This window comes from Pedobacter sp. SAFR-022 (assembly GCF_051965375.1).
Taxonomy (GTDB): Bacteria; Bacteroidota; Bacteroidia; order Sphingobacteriales; family Sphingobacteriaceae; genus Pedobacter.
In genome coordinates, this window is sequence record NZ_JBQCME010000002.1 from 12,706 (window position 1) to 30,434 (window position 17,729).

Consider the following 17,729-nt stretch of genomic DNA (forward strand, 5'->3'; position numbering starts at 1 on the left):
ATATTTTTTTAGGGTGGCTAAAAATGAGTTATTTTGGGCTCAAAGATAATCTAAACGCTTTATAAAACAGACGGCTATTTAATTTATGACTAAATCGTTAAAAATCATTGAAGTTAAGTCAGAAATTGGTGCCGGAACAAGGGGCGCAAGTCTGGGTGTAGACGCCATAAAGATCGCGGCGCTGGATTATGGCAGCCGCTTTTTCAAGAAACACGCCTGTGTTGAAGTACCCAACGAAAATCACCTTTTACTCGAGAGTTCGGGCAGCGCTTATGCCAAGCGCATTTCGGGTATCCTCACGATGACTGAAAGGCTCAGCGACATGGTGCGAGATACCTTGCAGGAAAAGCATTTTCCGGTAGTACTTGGTGGCGACCACAGTTGTGCCGCTGGAACCATCGCTGGAATTAAGGCAGCATTTCCCAAGAGCAGGCTGGGGGTGATCTGGATTGATGCGCATGCTGATATGCATTCTCCATATACAACGCCTTCTGGAAACATGCATGGGATGCCATTAGCCATCTCGTTGGATGAGGATAATCTGAACTCCAAGGTGAATCAATTAGACCAGGAAACGATAAATTATTGGTATCAGCTAAAAAATGTAGGTAATATTGCACCGAAAATCAAATATGAAGACCTGGTGCTGATTTCTGTGCGCGACACCGAGAAGCCTGAAGATTACCTGTTGCGGAAGAACAATGTAAAGATGTTCAGTACGGCAGAGGTACGAAAAAGAGGTGTGGAACGGGTTGTGATTGAAACGATGATGTACCTGGATCACTGTGATGTGATCCTGCTCTCCTTCGATGTGGACGCACTGGATCCTGCTTCTTCCCGCGGTACGGGAACGCCGGTGGCCGGTGGTCTAACCGAGCGTGAAGCGGGCATTATGCTTTCCAGGATGGTGACCAATCCCAAAGTTTGCTGCTTTGAGATCGTCGAGGTTAACCCAACACTCGATCGCGAAAACCAGATGGCCGAGCATGCCTTCGAAATATTAGTGAAAGTGACAAACGCTTTCAGAAACGATTAGAATTATGAATATAGAACAACATATTATTGCTGCAACACTTGCTGCAGTTAAAGCATTATACAATCAGGAGCTCCCGGAAAGCCAGATCGCGCTTCAGGATACCCGTCCGGAATTTGAGGGCCAGCTGACCATAGTGGTTTTCCCGATTGTACGATTTTCCAAGAAGTCGCCGGAGGTTACGGCAAATGAGCTTGGTGCTTACCTGCAGGAGCATGTGGAGGACGTTACTGGCTTTAATGTGATCAAGGGTTTTCTGAACTTGAGTATCGCGGAGGCTTACTGGCTTAATCTGTTTAATAATGAGGTGCTTAAACCCGACTTCGGCATAATCCCTCCAAGCGGTAAAAAGGTGATGGTGGAGTATTCATCGCCAAATACGAATAAACCCTTGCACCTGGGACACGTGCGCAATAACCTGTTAGGTTACTCCGTGTCCGAGCTACTGAAAGCAAATGGTGCTGAGGTGTTCAAAGTGAACCTGGTAAACGATCGTGGTATTCACATCTGCAAGTCAATGCTGGCCTGGCAGAAATGGAGCAATGGTGAAACGCCGGAAAGCTCTGGCATCAAAGGTGATCACCTGGTTGGGAAGTACTATGTTATTTTCGATAAAGAATACAAGAAAGAAATCGATGCACTAAAGGAAGCAGGGCAGACGGAAGAGGAAGCTAAGAAAAATGCCCCGCTGATTAAGGAAGCACAAGCGATGTTGCTTGCCTGGGAGAATGGAGACCCTGAAGTAAAGGCGCTTTGGAGCACAATGAATGGCTGGGTGTACGATGGTTTTGCGGTGAGTTACAAGAACCTTGGCGTAGATTTCGATAAATATTATTACGAAAGCAATACCTATCTTTTAGGTAAAGACACCGTAGAGGAAGGTCTTGCTAAAGGCGTCTTCTTTAAAAAGGAAGATGGTTCTGTGTGGATCGACCTTACGGAAGATGGACTGGACCAGAAGCTGGTATTAAGAGCGGACGGTACTTCTGTTTACATTACGCAGGATCTTGGTACCGCGCAGATGAAGTATGATGATTTTGCAATGGATGAGTCCATATATGTGGTTGGAAATGAGCAGGATTATCACTTTAAAGTGTTGTTCTTGATTCTGGAGAAACTGGGTAAAACCTGGGCTAAAGGATTGCACCATTTGTCTTACGGGATGGTGGATCTGCCGAACGGGAAAATGAAATCCAGGGAAGGAACGGTTGTAGATGCCGATGATCTGGTTAAAGAGATGATCGAAACCGCAAAGCAGAAGACAGAGGCACTGGGTAAAATCAACGACTTCTCGGAGGAAGAAAAAGAAACCTTGTATCACAATATTGGTCTTGGTGCCTTGAAGTATTTCTTGTTGAAGGTAGAGCCTAAGAAGCGTTTACTTTTTGATCCTGCGGAGTCAATTGATTTCCAAGGAAATACCGGTCCCTTTATACAGTATACTCATGCAAGGATTAAATCCCTCTTAAGTAAGGCGGCTTACTCGAGCGCTGCTACGACTTCTCCGGATCTGGCGATCTCGAATACGGAACTGGAGATGATCATGCTCTTGGCAAAATACCCAAGTGAAATCGCGATAGCAGCCAAAGGATTTAGTCCGGCGAGCCTTGCAAATTACCTGTACGAAGTTGCGAAGATGTTCAATAAGTTTTATCACGAGGTTCCGCCGATCATTAAAGAGGAAAATGCGGAGATGAGACAATTGCGGTTAAACCTGAGTGCGGTTGTGGCAAACATTTTAAAAGCAGGTATGCGCCTTCTGGGCATCACTGTTCCTGAACGTATGTAATAGCACAGCGTTGTTATCTCTTTCAAGCGCTTGTTCCTTTATCTGGAGCAAGCGCTTTTTTATTGCAGCGGCTTGCGCAGAGGCGTATGGTACTTTCGGAATCTACCTGAATTTAAAATAACGATATTCTAAGTTATTGTTAATCAGTTTGTATGATGATTTTTATTTCATAATGATTAACTTTATTTAAGTACGATAACCCTAACCTGGTTACCATGGGAGACAATGTTACACCGCAACAGCGGCCTGCACAGCAACTCAGCGTAATTGATGCTGTTGCAATTATTGTTGGTATTGTCATCGGGGCTGGCATTTTTCGCACGCCCTCATTGGTTGCAGCGAACACCAACTCCGAAACGATGTTCCTGCTGGCCTGGGTTTTGGGTGGACTGGTGTCCTTGATTGGGGCGCTATGTTATGCTGAGCTGAGCACAACATTTCCGAACACGGGAGGAGATTATCATTTCCTGAGCCGTGCTTATGGTAAACGCCTGGCTTTCCTTTTTGCCTGGGCAAGGATGAGCATTATCCAGACTGGCTCTATTGCAGTCCTGGCTTATATTTTCGGCGATTACCTTTCTCAGGTATTCAGCCTCGGAACCTATTCTTCGGTAATTTATGCTGCACTGATCGTGATTATATTAACGGCGATCAATATCGCTGGCATCCGCATGAGCACCCTGGCGCAGAAGATTTTTACCACCACAGAGGTGGCCGGTGCGTTGCTGGTCGTTGTCGTTGGCCTTTTTATCGCACCCGCCGCTGAGGAGGTCAGTGTTGTACAACCTGCTGCGGCAGTGGCAGCGACACCCGCTGATGCTAGCAGTTTTCTAGGCCTGGCCATGGTGTTCGTATTGCTCACCTTCGGTGGCTGGAACGAAGCCGCTTACATTTCTGCGGAGTTGAAGTCTGGTAAACGTGGTATGGTGCGCGTGCTAATCATCAGCATTCTGATCATTACAGTTGTTTACCTGCTTGTGAACCTGGCTTTCAGTCGCGCTTTAGGGCATACGGCCATGGCGGGCTCGGATGCGGTAGGGGTGGATCTGCTTCGGCAGGTCTGGGGTCCGACAGGCGTTTGGCTGATTGGCATTTTGGTCGCCTTCTCTGCATTAACATCGGTAAATGCGACCATCTTCACTGGTGCCAGAACGAACTATGCCTTGGGCCGGGATTTCAAGCTGTTCTCTATTCTAGGTAAATGGAACAGTCAGGCTGCAGGACCGGTAAATGCCTTTCTGGTGCAGGGACTGATTTCGCTGGCTTTGATTAGTCTGGGTCTGATTACCAGGAGTGGCTTCGAGACCATCGTAGAATATACGGCACCGGTATTCTGGTTCTTTTTTCTCCTGGTCGGCATCTCCCTGTTCGTTCTCCGGAGGAAGGCACCGGAGGTCCACAGGCCATTTCGCGTGCCCTTATATCCCGTGTTACCTGCAATTTTCTGTTTAAGCAGCGCTTATTTATTGTACTCCAGCTTGATGTATACAGGTGTTGGCGCCTTGGTTGGTATTGCTGTGCTGATCGTGGGCTTCCTTTTACAAATGTTCTTTCAGGCGGTACCCACGTTAGAACTAAATCAACCAAATATCTAACCTAAATTCAAGAATCATGAAAGCAGTAAAAGTCCTACTCGTTCTATTTGTCGCAACTGCGGCTAGTAACCCTGTCCTTGCGCAACAACCCCCGAAAAAGCCCCAACTTGATGTGCCGTATGTGCCTACTAAACCGGCGGTGGTCAATGGCATGTTGAAGCTGGCCAATTTAAAAAAAGGAGATGTGCTTTACGATCTCGGCTGCGGTGACGGCCGGATTGTGGTTGCTGCCGCTAAACAATACGGTGTCACTGCGGTAGGCTATGATATCGATCCGGAACGGATTGCGGAGGCCAACGCGAATGCGAAGGCTGCCGGGGTAACCGATAAGGTGAAGTTTGTTAATGCTAACCTGTTTGACACGGACTTAAGTAAAGCTACAGTGATCACCATGTATTTGCTACCTACCGTAAACATGGAACTGCGACCTAAAATATTAAAGTTGAGACCTGGAACCAGGATCGTTTCACATGCTTTTGATATGGGCGATTGGGCACCGGAGAAAACAGAAATGGTTGATGGTGCAACATTGTATTTTTGGACCGTACCTAAAAGGAAATAGCTTAACAAGAGATACTATATGTGGAAAGCGCCTGCAGTCTATCTGACAGGCGCTTTTCTATTGGTGTGAAATCCCGTTCTGGCTGAAAACAGGTGTTTGTAAATGATGAATTCATCAACTTTATATCTAAATGTTGATAATATATTAGTGATCGATAGGGTTAGAGTAAAAAATTTCCTTTTCGTAACGAAATTATTATGAAAATGTTATTTCAAATCTTACTATTTTACATTTAAGTAATAGAAAAACAGCCATTCCAGAAATTTTGATTCAAAATTTATCCTGAAAACCCATGAAAATGGTCGGGAGGGAAGAAAACTGCCCCAACATTTCGGAGATAGCGAAAGAAAGTTATACGATTTAGGGTCAGAGCAGCTTTACAACAATGATTCTGTTAACCATAAATAAGATCGCCTATGTAAAGATTTAAGATGAAGAATAAGCAAGAAAATTAATGCCTCTTCAATAAACCACGTAAATCAATAATCCCTAAACCTACATGAAGTATGAATTTTAATGTGCCTTACCAAAGGTTGAACTGCTGTCTTAAGCACAAAAATTTAACGCCCACCTTTAAACTTAAATTATCTAAAAACAAATTACTATTTGCATTAACTTTTACTTTTCTACAAACCAATGCCTACGCAAGTTCGATTAACATTGGACTGCCGAATGTAAATTCAAATACAGGGAGCAACTTATATCCTGCGCTGCCCACAGCAACAAGGATGTCTTTGAAACTACTTCCTGGTAAGCCGCCTATTGATATCCGTGGTCGCGTGCTCGATGAGAGAGGCACACCACTTCCAGGTGCATCCGTAAAGGTCAAAGGTACCGCTCAAGGCACGATGACGGATAGCAATGGTAATTTCAGCCTCAAAGGCGTAAGCTCCGATGCGATTCTGGTAATCTCCTTTGTGGGTTATGACGCTAGAGAGGTTAAAGCTGATGCTACTGTAAATGTTTCTTTACAACCCAACAAATCAGATCTGGCGGAAGTAACCGTAATTGGCTACGGCACGCAGCGGAAGTCCGAAGTAACTGGTAGCATTTCCAGTGTAAAAGGAAGTGCACTTGCGGAGCAACCTGTGACCAGCTTTGAAGGTGCGCTGGGCGGTAGAGCCTCCGGTGTAAACGTCACGGTGAACTCTGGAAACCTGAATGAACCACCAGTATTCCGTATCCGTGGAACCAACTCCTTGTCGCTGAGTTCCTATCCACTGGTGGTTATTGATGGCGTACCGAGCTTCACAGGTGAAGAAGAATCAGGTATCGGGAATGCTTCGAATAACCCACTTTCTTCCATCAATCCTGCAGACATTGAGAGTATCGACATCGCGAAAGACGCTGCTGCAACCAGTATTTACGGTAGTCGGGCCGCTAATGGTGTGGTTTTCGTGACTACGAAAAAGGGGCGCATGGGAAAAGCTAAGGTGAACTTCTCCAGCACGCTGAACTTCAATACTGCCGCCAACCTGCCAAAGCTCCTGAACGCAGCACAGTATGTTGAGCTCAAAAATGAGGGTCTGCGAAATGAAGGAACCTTCAATCCAGCTACAAACTACTACGACTTCTCTCTGGATGCTAACGGCAACCGTATAGACACCCGTTGGTATGACCATATCTATCGCACGGGGATATCCACGTTTAACAACGTAAATATTTCCGGCGCAACCGAATCCACCAAATATTATGCTTCTGTAGGGTACACCGATCAAGAAGGGATATTTCGTAAAACGGACTTCAACCGTAAGTCGGTGCTCTTCAACGTTGACAATAAAACAACCAATTGGCTAAGCATTGGCGCCAAGATTAACTATAACAACGAGCTTAATGCCTCAGCCATGTCTAACGGCTCTAGAGGTAACCAATCGGCTTCCGGCGGGATGGCGAGGGTTGCATTGATCAGTGCGCCCATCGTGGGACCATTCAATGCAGATGGCTCATACAACACGACCACGGCCGGCTTTCTTGGTCTTCAAGACAATGCGAACCATCTTTCCGGGCAGTCGAGGCTTGGATTCTATAATCCTGTACTGTCGATGGATCACAACTATTCCAACAATAGGGTGAACAGCATCCAATCCAACGCCTACGTGGAAATTAAGCCACTATCCTGGTTATCCTTCAGGTCTATCTATGGTATAGATTATCGCTACGTAACCTTTGAGAACTACTTCAGTCCGCTTACCGGTGAAGCGATTTCCACCAATGGAGCGAGTGCGAGCGTACAATCACGACGTGAACGCTGGGTTTGGACCAATACCTTGTCTGCAGACAAGCGCTTTGGTGACCACAGCTTCAATTTTCTACTTGGAGAGGAAGAACAGAAAACCGACGGTAACCAGTTCGGCGTTCGCGTAACCGGACAGACAGACCCCTTGTACACCAATATTCAGGGTGGCTGGCAGAATGTCTTTCTGAATAACACTTCAAATAATGTTTTTGATAACTACCTGTTCTCACTTTTCACTCGTTTACAATACAACTACCAGCAGAAATATTTCCTGACCGGTAACTATCGTGTTGATGAATACTCCGCCTTGGGTGCCAACAACAAAAGAGGTACATTCTGGGGCTTTTCTGCAGGATGGGATGTGGCCAAGGAGAGCTTCTGGTCGCAGGCAGGGCTGGAAGATGTGGTGAACAGCCTGAAATTCCGTGCAAGTTACGGTAAGGTGGGTAACGTTGGTGGGTTGAGTGATTTTGGCGCCATCAATACCTATTCCGCGGCACTTTATGGCGGACAATCGGGCTTAATCTATTCCGCTACAGGGAACTCCGACCTTCGCTGGGAAACCAGCAAGAAAACTGACGTAGGTGTAAACTTTGGCTTGTTCGGCAACAAGATCACCGGTGAGCTGGCCTATTACAGGAACAACATCGATGGCTTGATCTTCGGTGTTCCGCTGCCTCCTTCAGTTGGTATTCCCAATTCCAACGCGAATTCCATCATGCAAAACGTAGGTCGAATGTATAATCAGGGATTTGAGTTTTCCATTGGAGGCGCCCCGATACGTAAGGAGAATTTCAGCTGGAATGCAAATTTCAATTTAACAACCAATAAGAACCAGGTGCTTGAACTTGCGGAAGGTGTTCCAAGTATTATCTCGGGTACTAACGACGCCTTAACGATCACCTTGCCAGGCTATTCTGCAGGTATGCTCTATGCAGTTCGTACCGGCGGTGTAGATGCTGCTACCGGTCGGAGGATCTTCCTGGATCAATCGGGAAGAAAGGTTTTCTATCAGCATGTCGCCGGTGCTGGAGCTCCATCACCATACCAATGGTCTTATGAAGATAACACTCAGGCACCAGCCATCACACCCTCTTCTGACGCGGTGATCTACAAGCAGTCTGCACCGAAGGTCTTCGGAGGTTTGTCGAACGTGTTTAACTACAAAGGTTTTGAATTGAACATCTTGCTAACTTACCAGCTTGGTGGTCACATGATGAATGGTACCCAGGCCTCCCTGCGCGACAACCGCTTTTGGAACAATGAAGTGGACATGCTGCGCAGATGGCAGCAGCCGGGACAGCAAACCGACATTCCGAGGGTGATCAATGGGGATAATGTTTCCAATGGTAACACCATGCCACTCGACATCAATGTGAGTTCTACCGACTTCCTGCGTTTGAAGAGTGCACAGCTTTCCTATAACCTGCCCTCAAGCTTCATCAGCAAGTTTAAGTTGACGAATACAAGAGTGTTTGTAAGTGGACAGAACCTGTGGCTGTTAACCAACTACTCCGGGGTAGATCCAGAGGTAACGACAAATGCAAACAGCGCTATCGCACAGGGGATCGACAAGAACCAGAGTCCTAACGCAAGGACCATTGTTTTAGGTTTAAACTTTGGCTTCTAAACCCCCGCTTGTAAACATGAATTTCAAACACCAAATTAAAAACAAGATGATTAAGAGATCATTTCTATATAGATATAGCCTTCAAATGCTACTTTTTGCAGGTACGGGATTGACATTGCTGCCTGCTTGTAAGCGAAGCGAATACCTGAACCCGCAGCCTTCAACGTTGATTACAGATGTGGATGCATTCTCAACTGCAGAACGCATTCAGGCACAGGTAAACGGGATTTATTTCAGGTTGAAGGCAGGAGATTTCCTGGGTTCCTTTTACTTTGTGGCTAGTGAAGCCCGTGCCGGGGATTTCATTTCCACGAACCTGAACGCTGCTGCTGCGGCGACCACCTACCAGCTGCTCACCGTTACCACTACGGAGGAAGTGCAGGAGATCTGGGAAGATGGCTACCAGGCCATTAATGCGGCAAATGTTTTCATAGATGGCATGAACAACGGAGGAACAGCCGTAGTAGGCGATGCCCTCGCCAGTAACTACATTGCAGAAGCAAGACTGGTACGCGCAGTTGCTTACTACTATCTGCTGCAACTCTATGCACAACCATATGCCAATGGCGCGGGCTCCAAACCAGGTTTGCCACTTCGCCTTACCGGTAACAACAACAGTGGCAGCTACGACCTGAAAAGGAGCACGGTGAAGGAAACTTACGATCAGATCCTGGAGGACCTTAACTTCGCAGAACAGAACCTCCCAGACAACTACAGCGCTCCAATGCTGAACACCACGCGTGCACATAAGAATACTGCTATCGCCTTAAAAACTAAGGTGTATCTAAGTATGCAGGATTACCAGAATGTTATTCTCGAAGCAAACAAGATCGTTTCTGCCGCTGCACCATTTACCTCTCCGGTTCGGGTAGCACATGCGCTGAACCCAACTGTGCTTACAGTATTTAATCCACCTTATACCACGACGGAATCTATATTCTCTATGCCTTTCAGCAGTAATGATGCACCTGGAAGTTCCCTGGGCTCGTACTTTCTGCCAGGTACCGGCGATGGTGGTTCCCCGACCAGCAATGGCGCCGGGAATCTTAACCTGAATCCTAATGGCCTACCAGCAGATCCAAGTTGGACGGCAGCAGATGACCGTCGCCAATTCCTGCTTCAGGGCACCAGAACAGGCAGACTTTGGCTAACCAAGTTCAAGCAAGCCTCACCATACCTGGATTATGTTCCCGTGATCCGCTACCCGGAAGTATTACTGAACCTTTCTGAAGCCTTGGCAAGAACAACTGCCGGGGTAGATGCGCGTGCAGTAGCCTTGTTATCGGCGGTGCGCAATCGTTCAGATAAAACAACAAGCTACACGCAGGCAAGCTTTGCAGATAATGCCGCCTTGATTGCAGCAATCGTTAAGGAAAGACACATCGAGTTTCTAGGCGAAGGTATTCGCAACGCGGATATCATGCGGCTACAGCTTGACATCCCTGCTAAACCGGCCCATTCTGTTCCTGCAGCTTCGCCATCTTCACCGAATTACATCTTCCCAATTCCGAGTGATGAATTGCTGCTGAACAAACTGATTGAAAATAATTAAACCACATGACCCAATTATATGATTGCTAAAAACATCATTTACGGACTGGTCTTTACGGCGGTAAGCACTTTCGCCCAAGGCCAGGCACAGTCGGTCGTCCCAAGCCCCAGAGAACACTTTGGCTTCAACATTGGCGACGACTACAAGCTGGCAACCTATACACAAACTGAAGCTTACTTTAAAAAGCTTGCCGCTTCAAACCGGACTAAACTTGTTGATATCGGCATGACCGAAGAAGGGCGCCACCAGTATATGCTGGTGGTCTCTTCTCCGGAGAATATCAAAAAGCTGGATCAGTACAAGAAGATCTCGCAACAGCTTGCCCGTGCGGAAAATATGACTGACGAGCAAGCGAAAGCACTTGCGGCCCAAGGTAAACCCGTGGTCTGGATCGATGGGGGATTACATGCCACGGAAACCGTTGGTGCACACCAGCTGATTGAAACGGCTTACCAGCTGGTGAGTCGCACAGATCCTGAAACGAACCGGATCCTGGATAATGCAATCATTCTGCTGGTACATTGCAATCCAGATGGACAGGAGTTGGTATCCAATTGGTATATGCGTAACGAGGACCTCAAGAAGCGCGACACACGTGTGCCGGTGTTGTATCAGAAGTACATTGGTCACGATAATAACCGTGATTTCTACATGATGAACATGAAGGAGACACAGAACATGAGTCGCCAGCAGTACGTTGAATGGATGCCGCAGATCATCTATAACCACCACCAAACGGGTCCCGCGGGCACCGTACTTGCAGGACCACCATACCGCGATCCTTTCAACTTCAACTACGACCCTCTGGTGATCACCAGCCTTGATGGGGTAGGTGCGGCCATGAATAACCGGTTAAATGCGGAAGGTAAGCCCGGTTATTCCCAACGTGCAGGTTCGGTGTATTCAACCTGGTGGAACGGCGGCTTACGCACCACGCCATATTTCCACAACATGATCGGTATTCTTACAGAGATCATCGGCGGACCAACACCAGCTTCCATTCCCTTTGTTCCGGACCGCCTAATTCCAAATGGCGCAACTCCAAATCCGGTGATGCCGCAGGCATGGCACTTCCGCCAGTCCATTGATTATTCGGTATCACTTAACTATGCCGTGCTGAACCAGGCGGTAAATGAATCACAGAACCTCCTGTTTAACATCTATAAGATGGGTAAAAACTCCATTGTACGTGGGCAGCAGGATAACTGGACCTTATCGCCAAAGCGCGTTGCAAGCATCAAGGCCGCCGTTCAGGCAGATCAGAAGAACACTGCAGGCAATAATGCTGAAGGCGCAGGGGCAAGATCGGCCGGTGTTCCCATGAAGTATTTCGACGCGGTGTTTAAGAACCCTGAACTTCGTGATGCAAGAGCCTATGTGCTTCCTGCAGATCAACCCGATTTCCCAACTGCAGTGAAATTTATCAATGCCCTTGTACGCTCCGGTATTCTCGTGCACCAGGCAAGTTCTAACTTCAGCATTGCAGGCAAGAACTACCCTAAAGGTTCCTATGTGGTAAAGACAGATCAGGCATTCCGGCCACATGTGCTGGATATGTTTGAACCCCAGGACCATCCAAACGACTTCCAGTATCCGGGTGGCCCGCCGGTAAGACCGTACGACATGGCGGGTTGGACGCTAGCCTACCAGATGGGCGTTAAGTTCGATCGTGTGCTTGAAGGCTTCGAAGCACCATTGCAGCGTCTGGAAGCCGGGAAAGTGCAGGCGCCTTTAGCGCAGCAGGTAACAGCTTCCTCCAAAGGTTATTTCCTCAGCCCTGCGGCAAATAATAGCTTCCTGTTGGTGAATGATCTTTTGAAAGCAGGCATTCCCGTTTCAAGAACCACCAAAGCAGCGGATCATGTTCCAGCCGGATCATTTTACGTTCCAGCTAAGGGGCTTGAAGTTTTAAAGCAAAGCGGCCTGAAATACGGCACCATTGCCCGTGCGGCCAACAAGAAACCTGCTGATGCGACAAACATCAGCGCCAGCCGCATTGCACTTTATGATCAGTACGGTGGCTCCATGCCTTCAGGCTGGGTGCGCTGGATCATGGAACAGTTCCATTATCCCTTTGAGGTGATCTATCCGAAAGATGTTGATCAGGGAAATCTGAATGCCAGGTTTGATGTGATCTTGTTCATTGACGGTGGAATACCTCCAGTTGGAGAAACCGCGCCAAACCCGAGAAACCAACAACCCAAACCGGAGGAGGTCCCTGCAAAATACCACAAAATGCTTGGAACCATCACACCACAGCAGTCTATTCCGCAGCTTAAAAGCTTCCTGGAAAAGGGCGGGAACATCGTTACCGTAGGTACAAGTACCAACCTGGTTTACCACCTTGGCTTGCCGGTTCAAAATGCGCTGGTTGAGGTAAAGGGCGACAAAGAAGTTCCACTGCCCGGAGATAAATTCTATATTCCAGGTAGTATCTTGAAGGTGAATGTGGACAATACACAGCCGAGTACCTGGGGCATGGAAAGCATAGCCGATGTGGTATTTGACCATAGTCCGGTGTTCCGCTTAACCGAAGAGGCCGAGAAACAGCAGATCAAGCCCTTAGCCTGGTATGGCGATGATGATGCGCTGCGGAGCGGATGGGCCTGGGGCCAGCAATACCTGAAGAAAGGTGTGGCCGCCTTCGTTGCACCGGTAGGCAAAGGAAAGCTGTTCGCCTACGGACCGGAAATTACCTTCCGGGCACAGTCTCACGGCACTTTTAAATTGCTGTTTAATGAATTATATAAAAACAAATAGGCCTTAGATAACATCAAAAACCCTATAATACCGAACAAAACCGAATACCATTATGAAAGCACAACTATTAGGCTTGTTCCTAATCGGCGGATTGACTTACACGGTCTCTGCACAAGAGAATCTGAAGTACCAGCTGCCGCCACAGAGCATTGTAGACCTCGTGGATGCCCCCTCTAATCCGGTCATCCAGTTCAACAAAACCGGCAGTATCATGCTCATTCTGCAGTCGCCGGGATTTGCATCCATCGAAGACATCTCCCAGCCTGTAATTGGCGTCGCCGGTCTAAAGGTTACGCCAAACAATAACTCCACCGCTGCCGAGGTTTCCGGCGTCTATGAAAGCCTGATCATCAAGGATGTTAAAACAGGTAAAGAATCCCGTCTCAGCGGACTACCTGCCAAATATCGGATCACCAACATCAGCTGGAGCCCCGATGGGAACTACATCGCTTTTAGTAACAATGACCTTAAAGGCGTGGAGCTCTGGGTGGCGGACATAAAGTCGCTGAAAGCTACCAAACTTTCCAATGATCTTTTAAATGATGCTGTAGGAACTACTTTACAGTGGCACCCGGATGGTAAACACATCCTGGCGCAGTTTATAAGTCCATCCCGCGGTACAAAGCCTGAAGAACCAATGGTGCCAACCGGTCCGGTGATTCAGGAAAATTTAGGCGTAGTTACCCCTTCGAGAACCTATCAGTACCTGCTGAAGAATGCCTACGACGAGCAGCTGATGGATTATTATTTAACCTCCCAACTAAAGTCGGTTGACCTGGAGGGTAATGCCGTAAACATCGCAACACCTCAGATCTATAGAGCCGCTTCCTACTCACCAAACGGTAAATACCTGATGGTGCAGACTGTTCAGAAACCATATTCCTACCTGGTTCCGATCAACTATTTTCCTTTGAACACGGACGTACTGGACGCGTCGGGTAAACTGGTGAAAGCCTTATATCGTGCGCCGCTGGCTGATAAACTACCAACTGGCTTTGACGTTGTGGCTACCGGTCCGCGCAACTATGAATGGCGTGCTGATGCACCGGAGACCCTGGTCTGGGCAGAAGCGCAGGATGAAGGAAATCCTAAAAACAATGTGCCTTTCCGCGATGCACTTTTCGCGCTCAAAGCACCGTTTGATCAACAGCCACAGAAGCTATTCGCCATGGCGACCAGGTTTGGAGGTGTAGAATGGGGTAATGCTTCCTACGCAATCGTGAAGGAGCGCTGGAGAAAGGACAGGACCTCGAAGATGACCCTGATCAATCCGGAGACTGGAAAAGTGCTGAAAGCAATGCCAACAACCTCCTCAGAAAATGCTTACATCGACCCGGGTCGGTTTGTGCATGCCAAAGCAGCTAATGGTGATAACATGCTGGTATTTGATAAAGGTAGCCAGCCCACCGTCTACACCATTGGTACAGGCGCCTCCCCGCAGGGCGACAGACCTTTCGTGATGAAATGGAATCTGATTAGCAACAAGCAGGACACCCTGTTCAAGTCGAAAGCTCCTTTCTACGAAGAGCCAATTTACTTTGACAAGTCAGGGTCCTTGTTCATTTCCAGGGAATCAACAGCCGAAACACCAAATGTTTATGCCATCAATCTAAACACCAAAAAGGAACAGAAGGTCACCAACTTTGCAGACCCGTATCCATCTTTGAAAGGTGTACAGAAATCATTGTTGTCTTACCCGAGGAAAGACGGTGTCAAACTCTCTGCGACCTTGTATTTACCAAAGGATTATAAAAAAGAAGATGGACCATTGCCGGTGCTGATCTGGGCTTACCCAAGAGAGTTCAAGAGCTTAAGTGCTGCCGGCGAGGTAAAGGGATCACCATACCGGTTTACCAGACTGGCGTTCCGTTCACCTGTTTTCTGGGTAACCCGTGGATATGCTGTGCTGGATAACGCGGATATGCCGATCGTTGGGGTAGGGAAGAATGAACCTAATGACACCTTCCTGGAGCAGATTGAAGATAACGCAACCTCACTGATCGACTATATTGTGAACATGGGTGTTGCAGATCGCAACCGCATCGCAGTAGGTGGTCACTCTTATGGCGCTTTCATGACCGCAAACCTTTTAGCGCATACCAAGTTGTTCGCCGCGGGTATTGCAAGAAGTGGTGCTTACAACAGAACGCTTACGCCTTTTGGCTTCCAGGGAGAAGAAAGAACCTATTGGCAGGCACCAGAGGTGTACAACCGCATGGCACCGTTCAACTACGCAGATAAGATCAAAACACCTTTACTGATGACGCACGGTATCGATGACGACAACTCCGGAACTTTCCCGATCCAAAGTGAACGTCTGTACAGTGCCGTAAAAGGTCATGGCGGAACCGTGCGACTGGTGATGTTACCAAAGGAATTTCACGGTTACAGAAGCCGGGAGTCTGTATTACATACCTTCTGGGAGCAGGATTCCTGGTTAGAAAAATATGTGAAGAACAAAAAATAAGTGGAAGAAGTATCCAATGAAAGGTTGCTCATTAATAAAACGGGCAACCTTTTTCGTTTAGCTATCTTTCTTATCATAGGTCAACAATGATCTGTGTTGTATGCTCGACATTTGATTCAGCTAAAACAGAAGAACATGTACAATCTAAAAGTTATAACCTCAACGGTAAGACCAGGTCGTAAAGGGCCGATCATTGCCAAATGGATCGCTGAGCAGGCACAAGCCTCTGGCTTCTTCAACGTTGAAGTACTCGACCTTGGCGAGATCAACCTGCCTGTTATGAATGAACCGGTTCACCCGGTCATGAAACAATATACCCATGAACATACCAAAGCATGGAGCGCCAAAATCGATGAAGCAGATGCTTTCATTTTCGTCACTGCAGAATATGACTATAGCTATCCTGCGCCACTCAAGAATGCGCTTGAATACCTGGTTCAGGAATGGTCCACCAAACCTGCAGGGATTGTAAGTTACTCCATCGGGCCTTTTGCAGGCGTTAGAGCCGCCAAGGAGTTGAGAAATGATCTGCTTTCTTTAAAATGCATCTCCCTTGCGGAAATGGTGAACATCCCTTTGATCGATGAGTCTATTGCGGAGGATGGGAGCTTCAACCCTAAACAACAGATCATCAGAGCAACGAACACCATGTTACCTGCATTGAACAAATGGACCAAAGGACTGGAAATGATTAGAAAGGATCAATAGCGCGGACAATATATATTGAAGTAAAAAGCGGGCGCCTGTGACATTTCACAGGCGCCCGCTTTTATTGTCCCCACCATGTGGATACTTAAACCCTAAAATTTCAGATATTTAATTTATGTATAAAATCATGATCACGCTTGGCCTGGCAATATGCAGCCTGCAAGGCCTTGCCCAGGAACGTAAAACCATTTACATCATTGCTGATGGCATTCCTGCCGATGTCATTGAGCGACTCAACCTTCCCAATATGAACCGGATCATCAAGGAGGGTAGTTACCTCCGGATGCAGGTGGGTGGCGGAAAAGGTACCTATAGCGAAACACCAACCATTTCTGCAGTCGGCTACAACAGCATTATGACAGGGGTATGGTACAACAAACACAATGTGCCCGACAACGACATCAAAGCGCCGAACTACAACTACAAACACATCTTTAGTCTGCTCAAGGCACAATACCCAAAGAAGAAAACAGCAATCTTCTCCAGTTGGACAGATAACCGGACCAAATTACTTGGCCATGGGCTTGCTGCAACGGGCAACTTCAAAGTTGACCAATATGCAGACGGCTATGAATTGGATACCGTCAACTTTAAACACGATAAAAGCCGTGAATTCATGCACCGGATCGATGAACAGGTGGTAAAAGATGCGGTGCAGTCGATCAGAAAGGATCCTGCAGATCTAAGCTGGGTTTACCTGGAGTATACCGACGACATGGGGCACATGTATGGCGATTCACCACAGTTTGACGATGCCGTTAAAAAGCTGGACCTGCAGATCGGTCAAATTTCTGAGGCAATCAATTACCGGAAGCAGCAGTTTAAGGAGGATTGGCTATTGATGATCACCACGGACCATGGCCGTGACGAAAAAACCGGAAAGGGGCATGGTGGACAGTCCGATCGTCAACGCAGCGGCTGGATGATCAGTAATTATCCTGAGCTGAATGCCTATGCCAGGTACTATGATCCTATGATCGTGGACATCATGCCGACCATTGCGACTTTCATGCAGGTAACACTTCCAAGCGGATTGAAAAGGGAAGTAGATGGAACAGCACTGATCGGACCACTCTCTATCGCGGATGTAAAGGTCAATTATTTCCAGGGGGGTATCGACATCAGCTGGAAAGCACTGGTACCAGAAGGAAAGTTGAAAATTCTGGTAACTAAGACGAATAACTTCAAAGTGGGTGGCCGGGACGAGTATGAACTATTGGCGGAAGTGCCCGTTGCAGACCGGCACAAGTTCATCAAGCTGAACACAGCAGCTAACTTTTACAAGATCGTCTTAGAAGCACCACATAATTCCATCAATAAATGGATCGTATCGGAACCAGCGAAATAGTTTTTTTATTATGTTTAAAAAAAATATTTAACGCTCATGAAGAAAGTTC

Annotated in this window: 10 protein-coding genes; all 10 read left to right on the top strand. The window is 47.3% G+C overall.

Features of this window, described 5'->3' with window-relative positions:
• The first annotated feature begins 85 nt into the window (after window positions 1-85).
• The 10 genes from rocF to ACTHQF_RS05910 all read left to right on the top strand — a co-directional run bounded on the left by rocF (window position 86) and on the right by ACTHQF_RS05910 (window position 17,680).
• Window positions 86-1,036, top strand: a complete 951-nt coding sequence (gene rocF / locus ACTHQF_RS05865) for an arginase (RefSeq protein WP_440429004.1) — start codon at window positions 86-88, stop codon at window positions 1,034-1,036.
• Window positions 1,037-1,040: 4 nt separating this feature from the next.
• Window positions 1,041-2,822, top strand: a complete 1,782-nt coding sequence (gene argS, locus ACTHQF_RS05870; RefSeq protein ID WP_440429005.1) for an arginine--tRNA ligase — start codon at window positions 1,041-1,043, stop codon at window positions 2,820-2,822.
• Between the two features lie 215 nt (window positions 2,823-3,037).
• Window positions 3,038-4,417 (top strand): APC family permease, encoded by a 1,380-nt coding sequence (locus tag ACTHQF_RS05875; RefSeq protein WP_440429006.1) that lies wholly within the window; start codon window positions 3,038-3,040, stop codon window positions 4,415-4,417.
• A 16-nt stretch (window positions 4,418-4,433) separates the two neighbouring features.
• Window positions 4,434-4,979, top strand: a complete 546-nt coding sequence (locus ACTHQF_RS05880) for an SAM-dependent methyltransferase (protein ID WP_440429007.1) — start codon at window positions 4,434-4,436, stop codon at window positions 4,977-4,979.
• 728 nt (window positions 4,980-5,707) lie between these two features.
• Entirely contained in the window at window positions 5,708-8,845 is a 3,138-nt protein-coding gene (locus ACTHQF_RS05885) for a SusC/RagA family TonB-linked outer membrane protein (protein WP_440429008.1), read from the top strand.
• Window positions 8,846-8,861: 16 nt separating this feature from the next.
• The gene (locus ACTHQF_RS05890) at window positions 8,862-10,397 is read left to right on the top strand and encodes a RagB/SusD family nutrient uptake outer membrane protein (protein ID WP_440429009.1); all 1,536 of its coding nucleotides are present in this window, start codon (window positions 8,862-8,864) and stop codon (window positions 10,395-10,397) included.
• 18 nt (window positions 10,398-10,415) lie between these two features.
• On the top strand, window positions 10,416-13,157 hold the full coding sequence (locus tag ACTHQF_RS05895) for a M14 family metallopeptidase (protein WP_440429010.1): 2,742 nt from the start codon (window positions 10,416-10,418) through the stop codon (window positions 13,155-13,157).
• A gap of 52 nt (window positions 13,158-13,209) precedes the next feature.
• The gene (locus tag ACTHQF_RS05900) at window positions 13,210-15,624 is read left to right on the top strand and encodes a prolyl oligopeptidase family serine peptidase (RefSeq protein ID WP_440429011.1); all 2,415 of its coding nucleotides are present in this window, start codon (window positions 13,210-13,212) and stop codon (window positions 15,622-15,624) included.
• Between the two features lie 135 nt (window positions 15,625-15,759).
• The gene (locus tag ACTHQF_RS05905) at window positions 15,760-16,332 is read left to right on the top strand and encodes an NADPH-dependent FMN reductase (RefSeq protein WP_440429012.1); all 573 of its coding nucleotides are present in this window, start codon (window positions 15,760-15,762) and stop codon (window positions 16,330-16,332) included.
• A 115-nt stretch (window positions 16,333-16,447) separates the two neighbouring features.
• A complete protein-coding gene (locus ACTHQF_RS05910) occupies window positions 16,448-17,680 on the top strand; it encodes an alkaline phosphatase family protein (protein WP_440429013.1) in 1,233 nt (410 codons plus the stop codon).
• Window positions 17,681-17,729 lie beyond the last annotated feature (49 nt).

Bases quoted from the DNA above. Each gene is read 5' to 3' on its own strand.
- rocF (WP_440429004.1), top strand. From the start codon at position 86: ATGACTAAATCGTTAAAAATCATTGAAGTTAAGTCAGAAATTGGTGCC.
- argS (WP_440429005.1), top strand. From the start codon at position 1,041: ATGAATATAGAACAACATATTATTGCTGCAACACTTGCTGCAGTTAAA.
- ACTHQF_RS05875 (WP_440429006.1), top strand. From the start codon at position 3,038: ATGGGAGACAATGTTACACCGCAACAGCGGCCTGCACAGCAACTCAGC.
- ACTHQF_RS05880 (WP_440429007.1), top strand. From the start codon at position 4,434: ATGAAAGCAGTAAAAGTCCTACTCGTTCTATTTGTCGCAACTGCGGCT.
- ACTHQF_RS05885 (WP_440429008.1), top strand. From the start codon at position 5,708: ATGTCTTTGAAACTACTTCCTGGTAAGCCGCCTATTGATATCCGTGGT.
- ACTHQF_RS05890 (WP_440429009.1), top strand. From the start codon at position 8,862: ATGAATTTCAAACACCAAATTAAAAACAAGATGATTAAGAGATCATTT.
- ACTHQF_RS05895 (WP_440429010.1), top strand. From the start codon at position 10,416: ATGATTGCTAAAAACATCATTTACGGACTGGTCTTTACGGCGGTAAGC.
- ACTHQF_RS05900 (WP_440429011.1), top strand. From the start codon at position 13,210: ATGAAAGCACAACTATTAGGCTTGTTCCTAATCGGCGGATTGACTTAC.
- ACTHQF_RS05905 (WP_440429012.1), top strand. From the start codon at position 15,760: ATGTACAATCTAAAAGTTATAACCTCAACGGTAAGACCAGGTCGTAAA.
- ACTHQF_RS05910 (WP_440429013.1), top strand. From the start codon at position 16,448: ATGTATAAAATCATGATCACGCTTGGCCTGGCAATATGCAGCCTGCAA.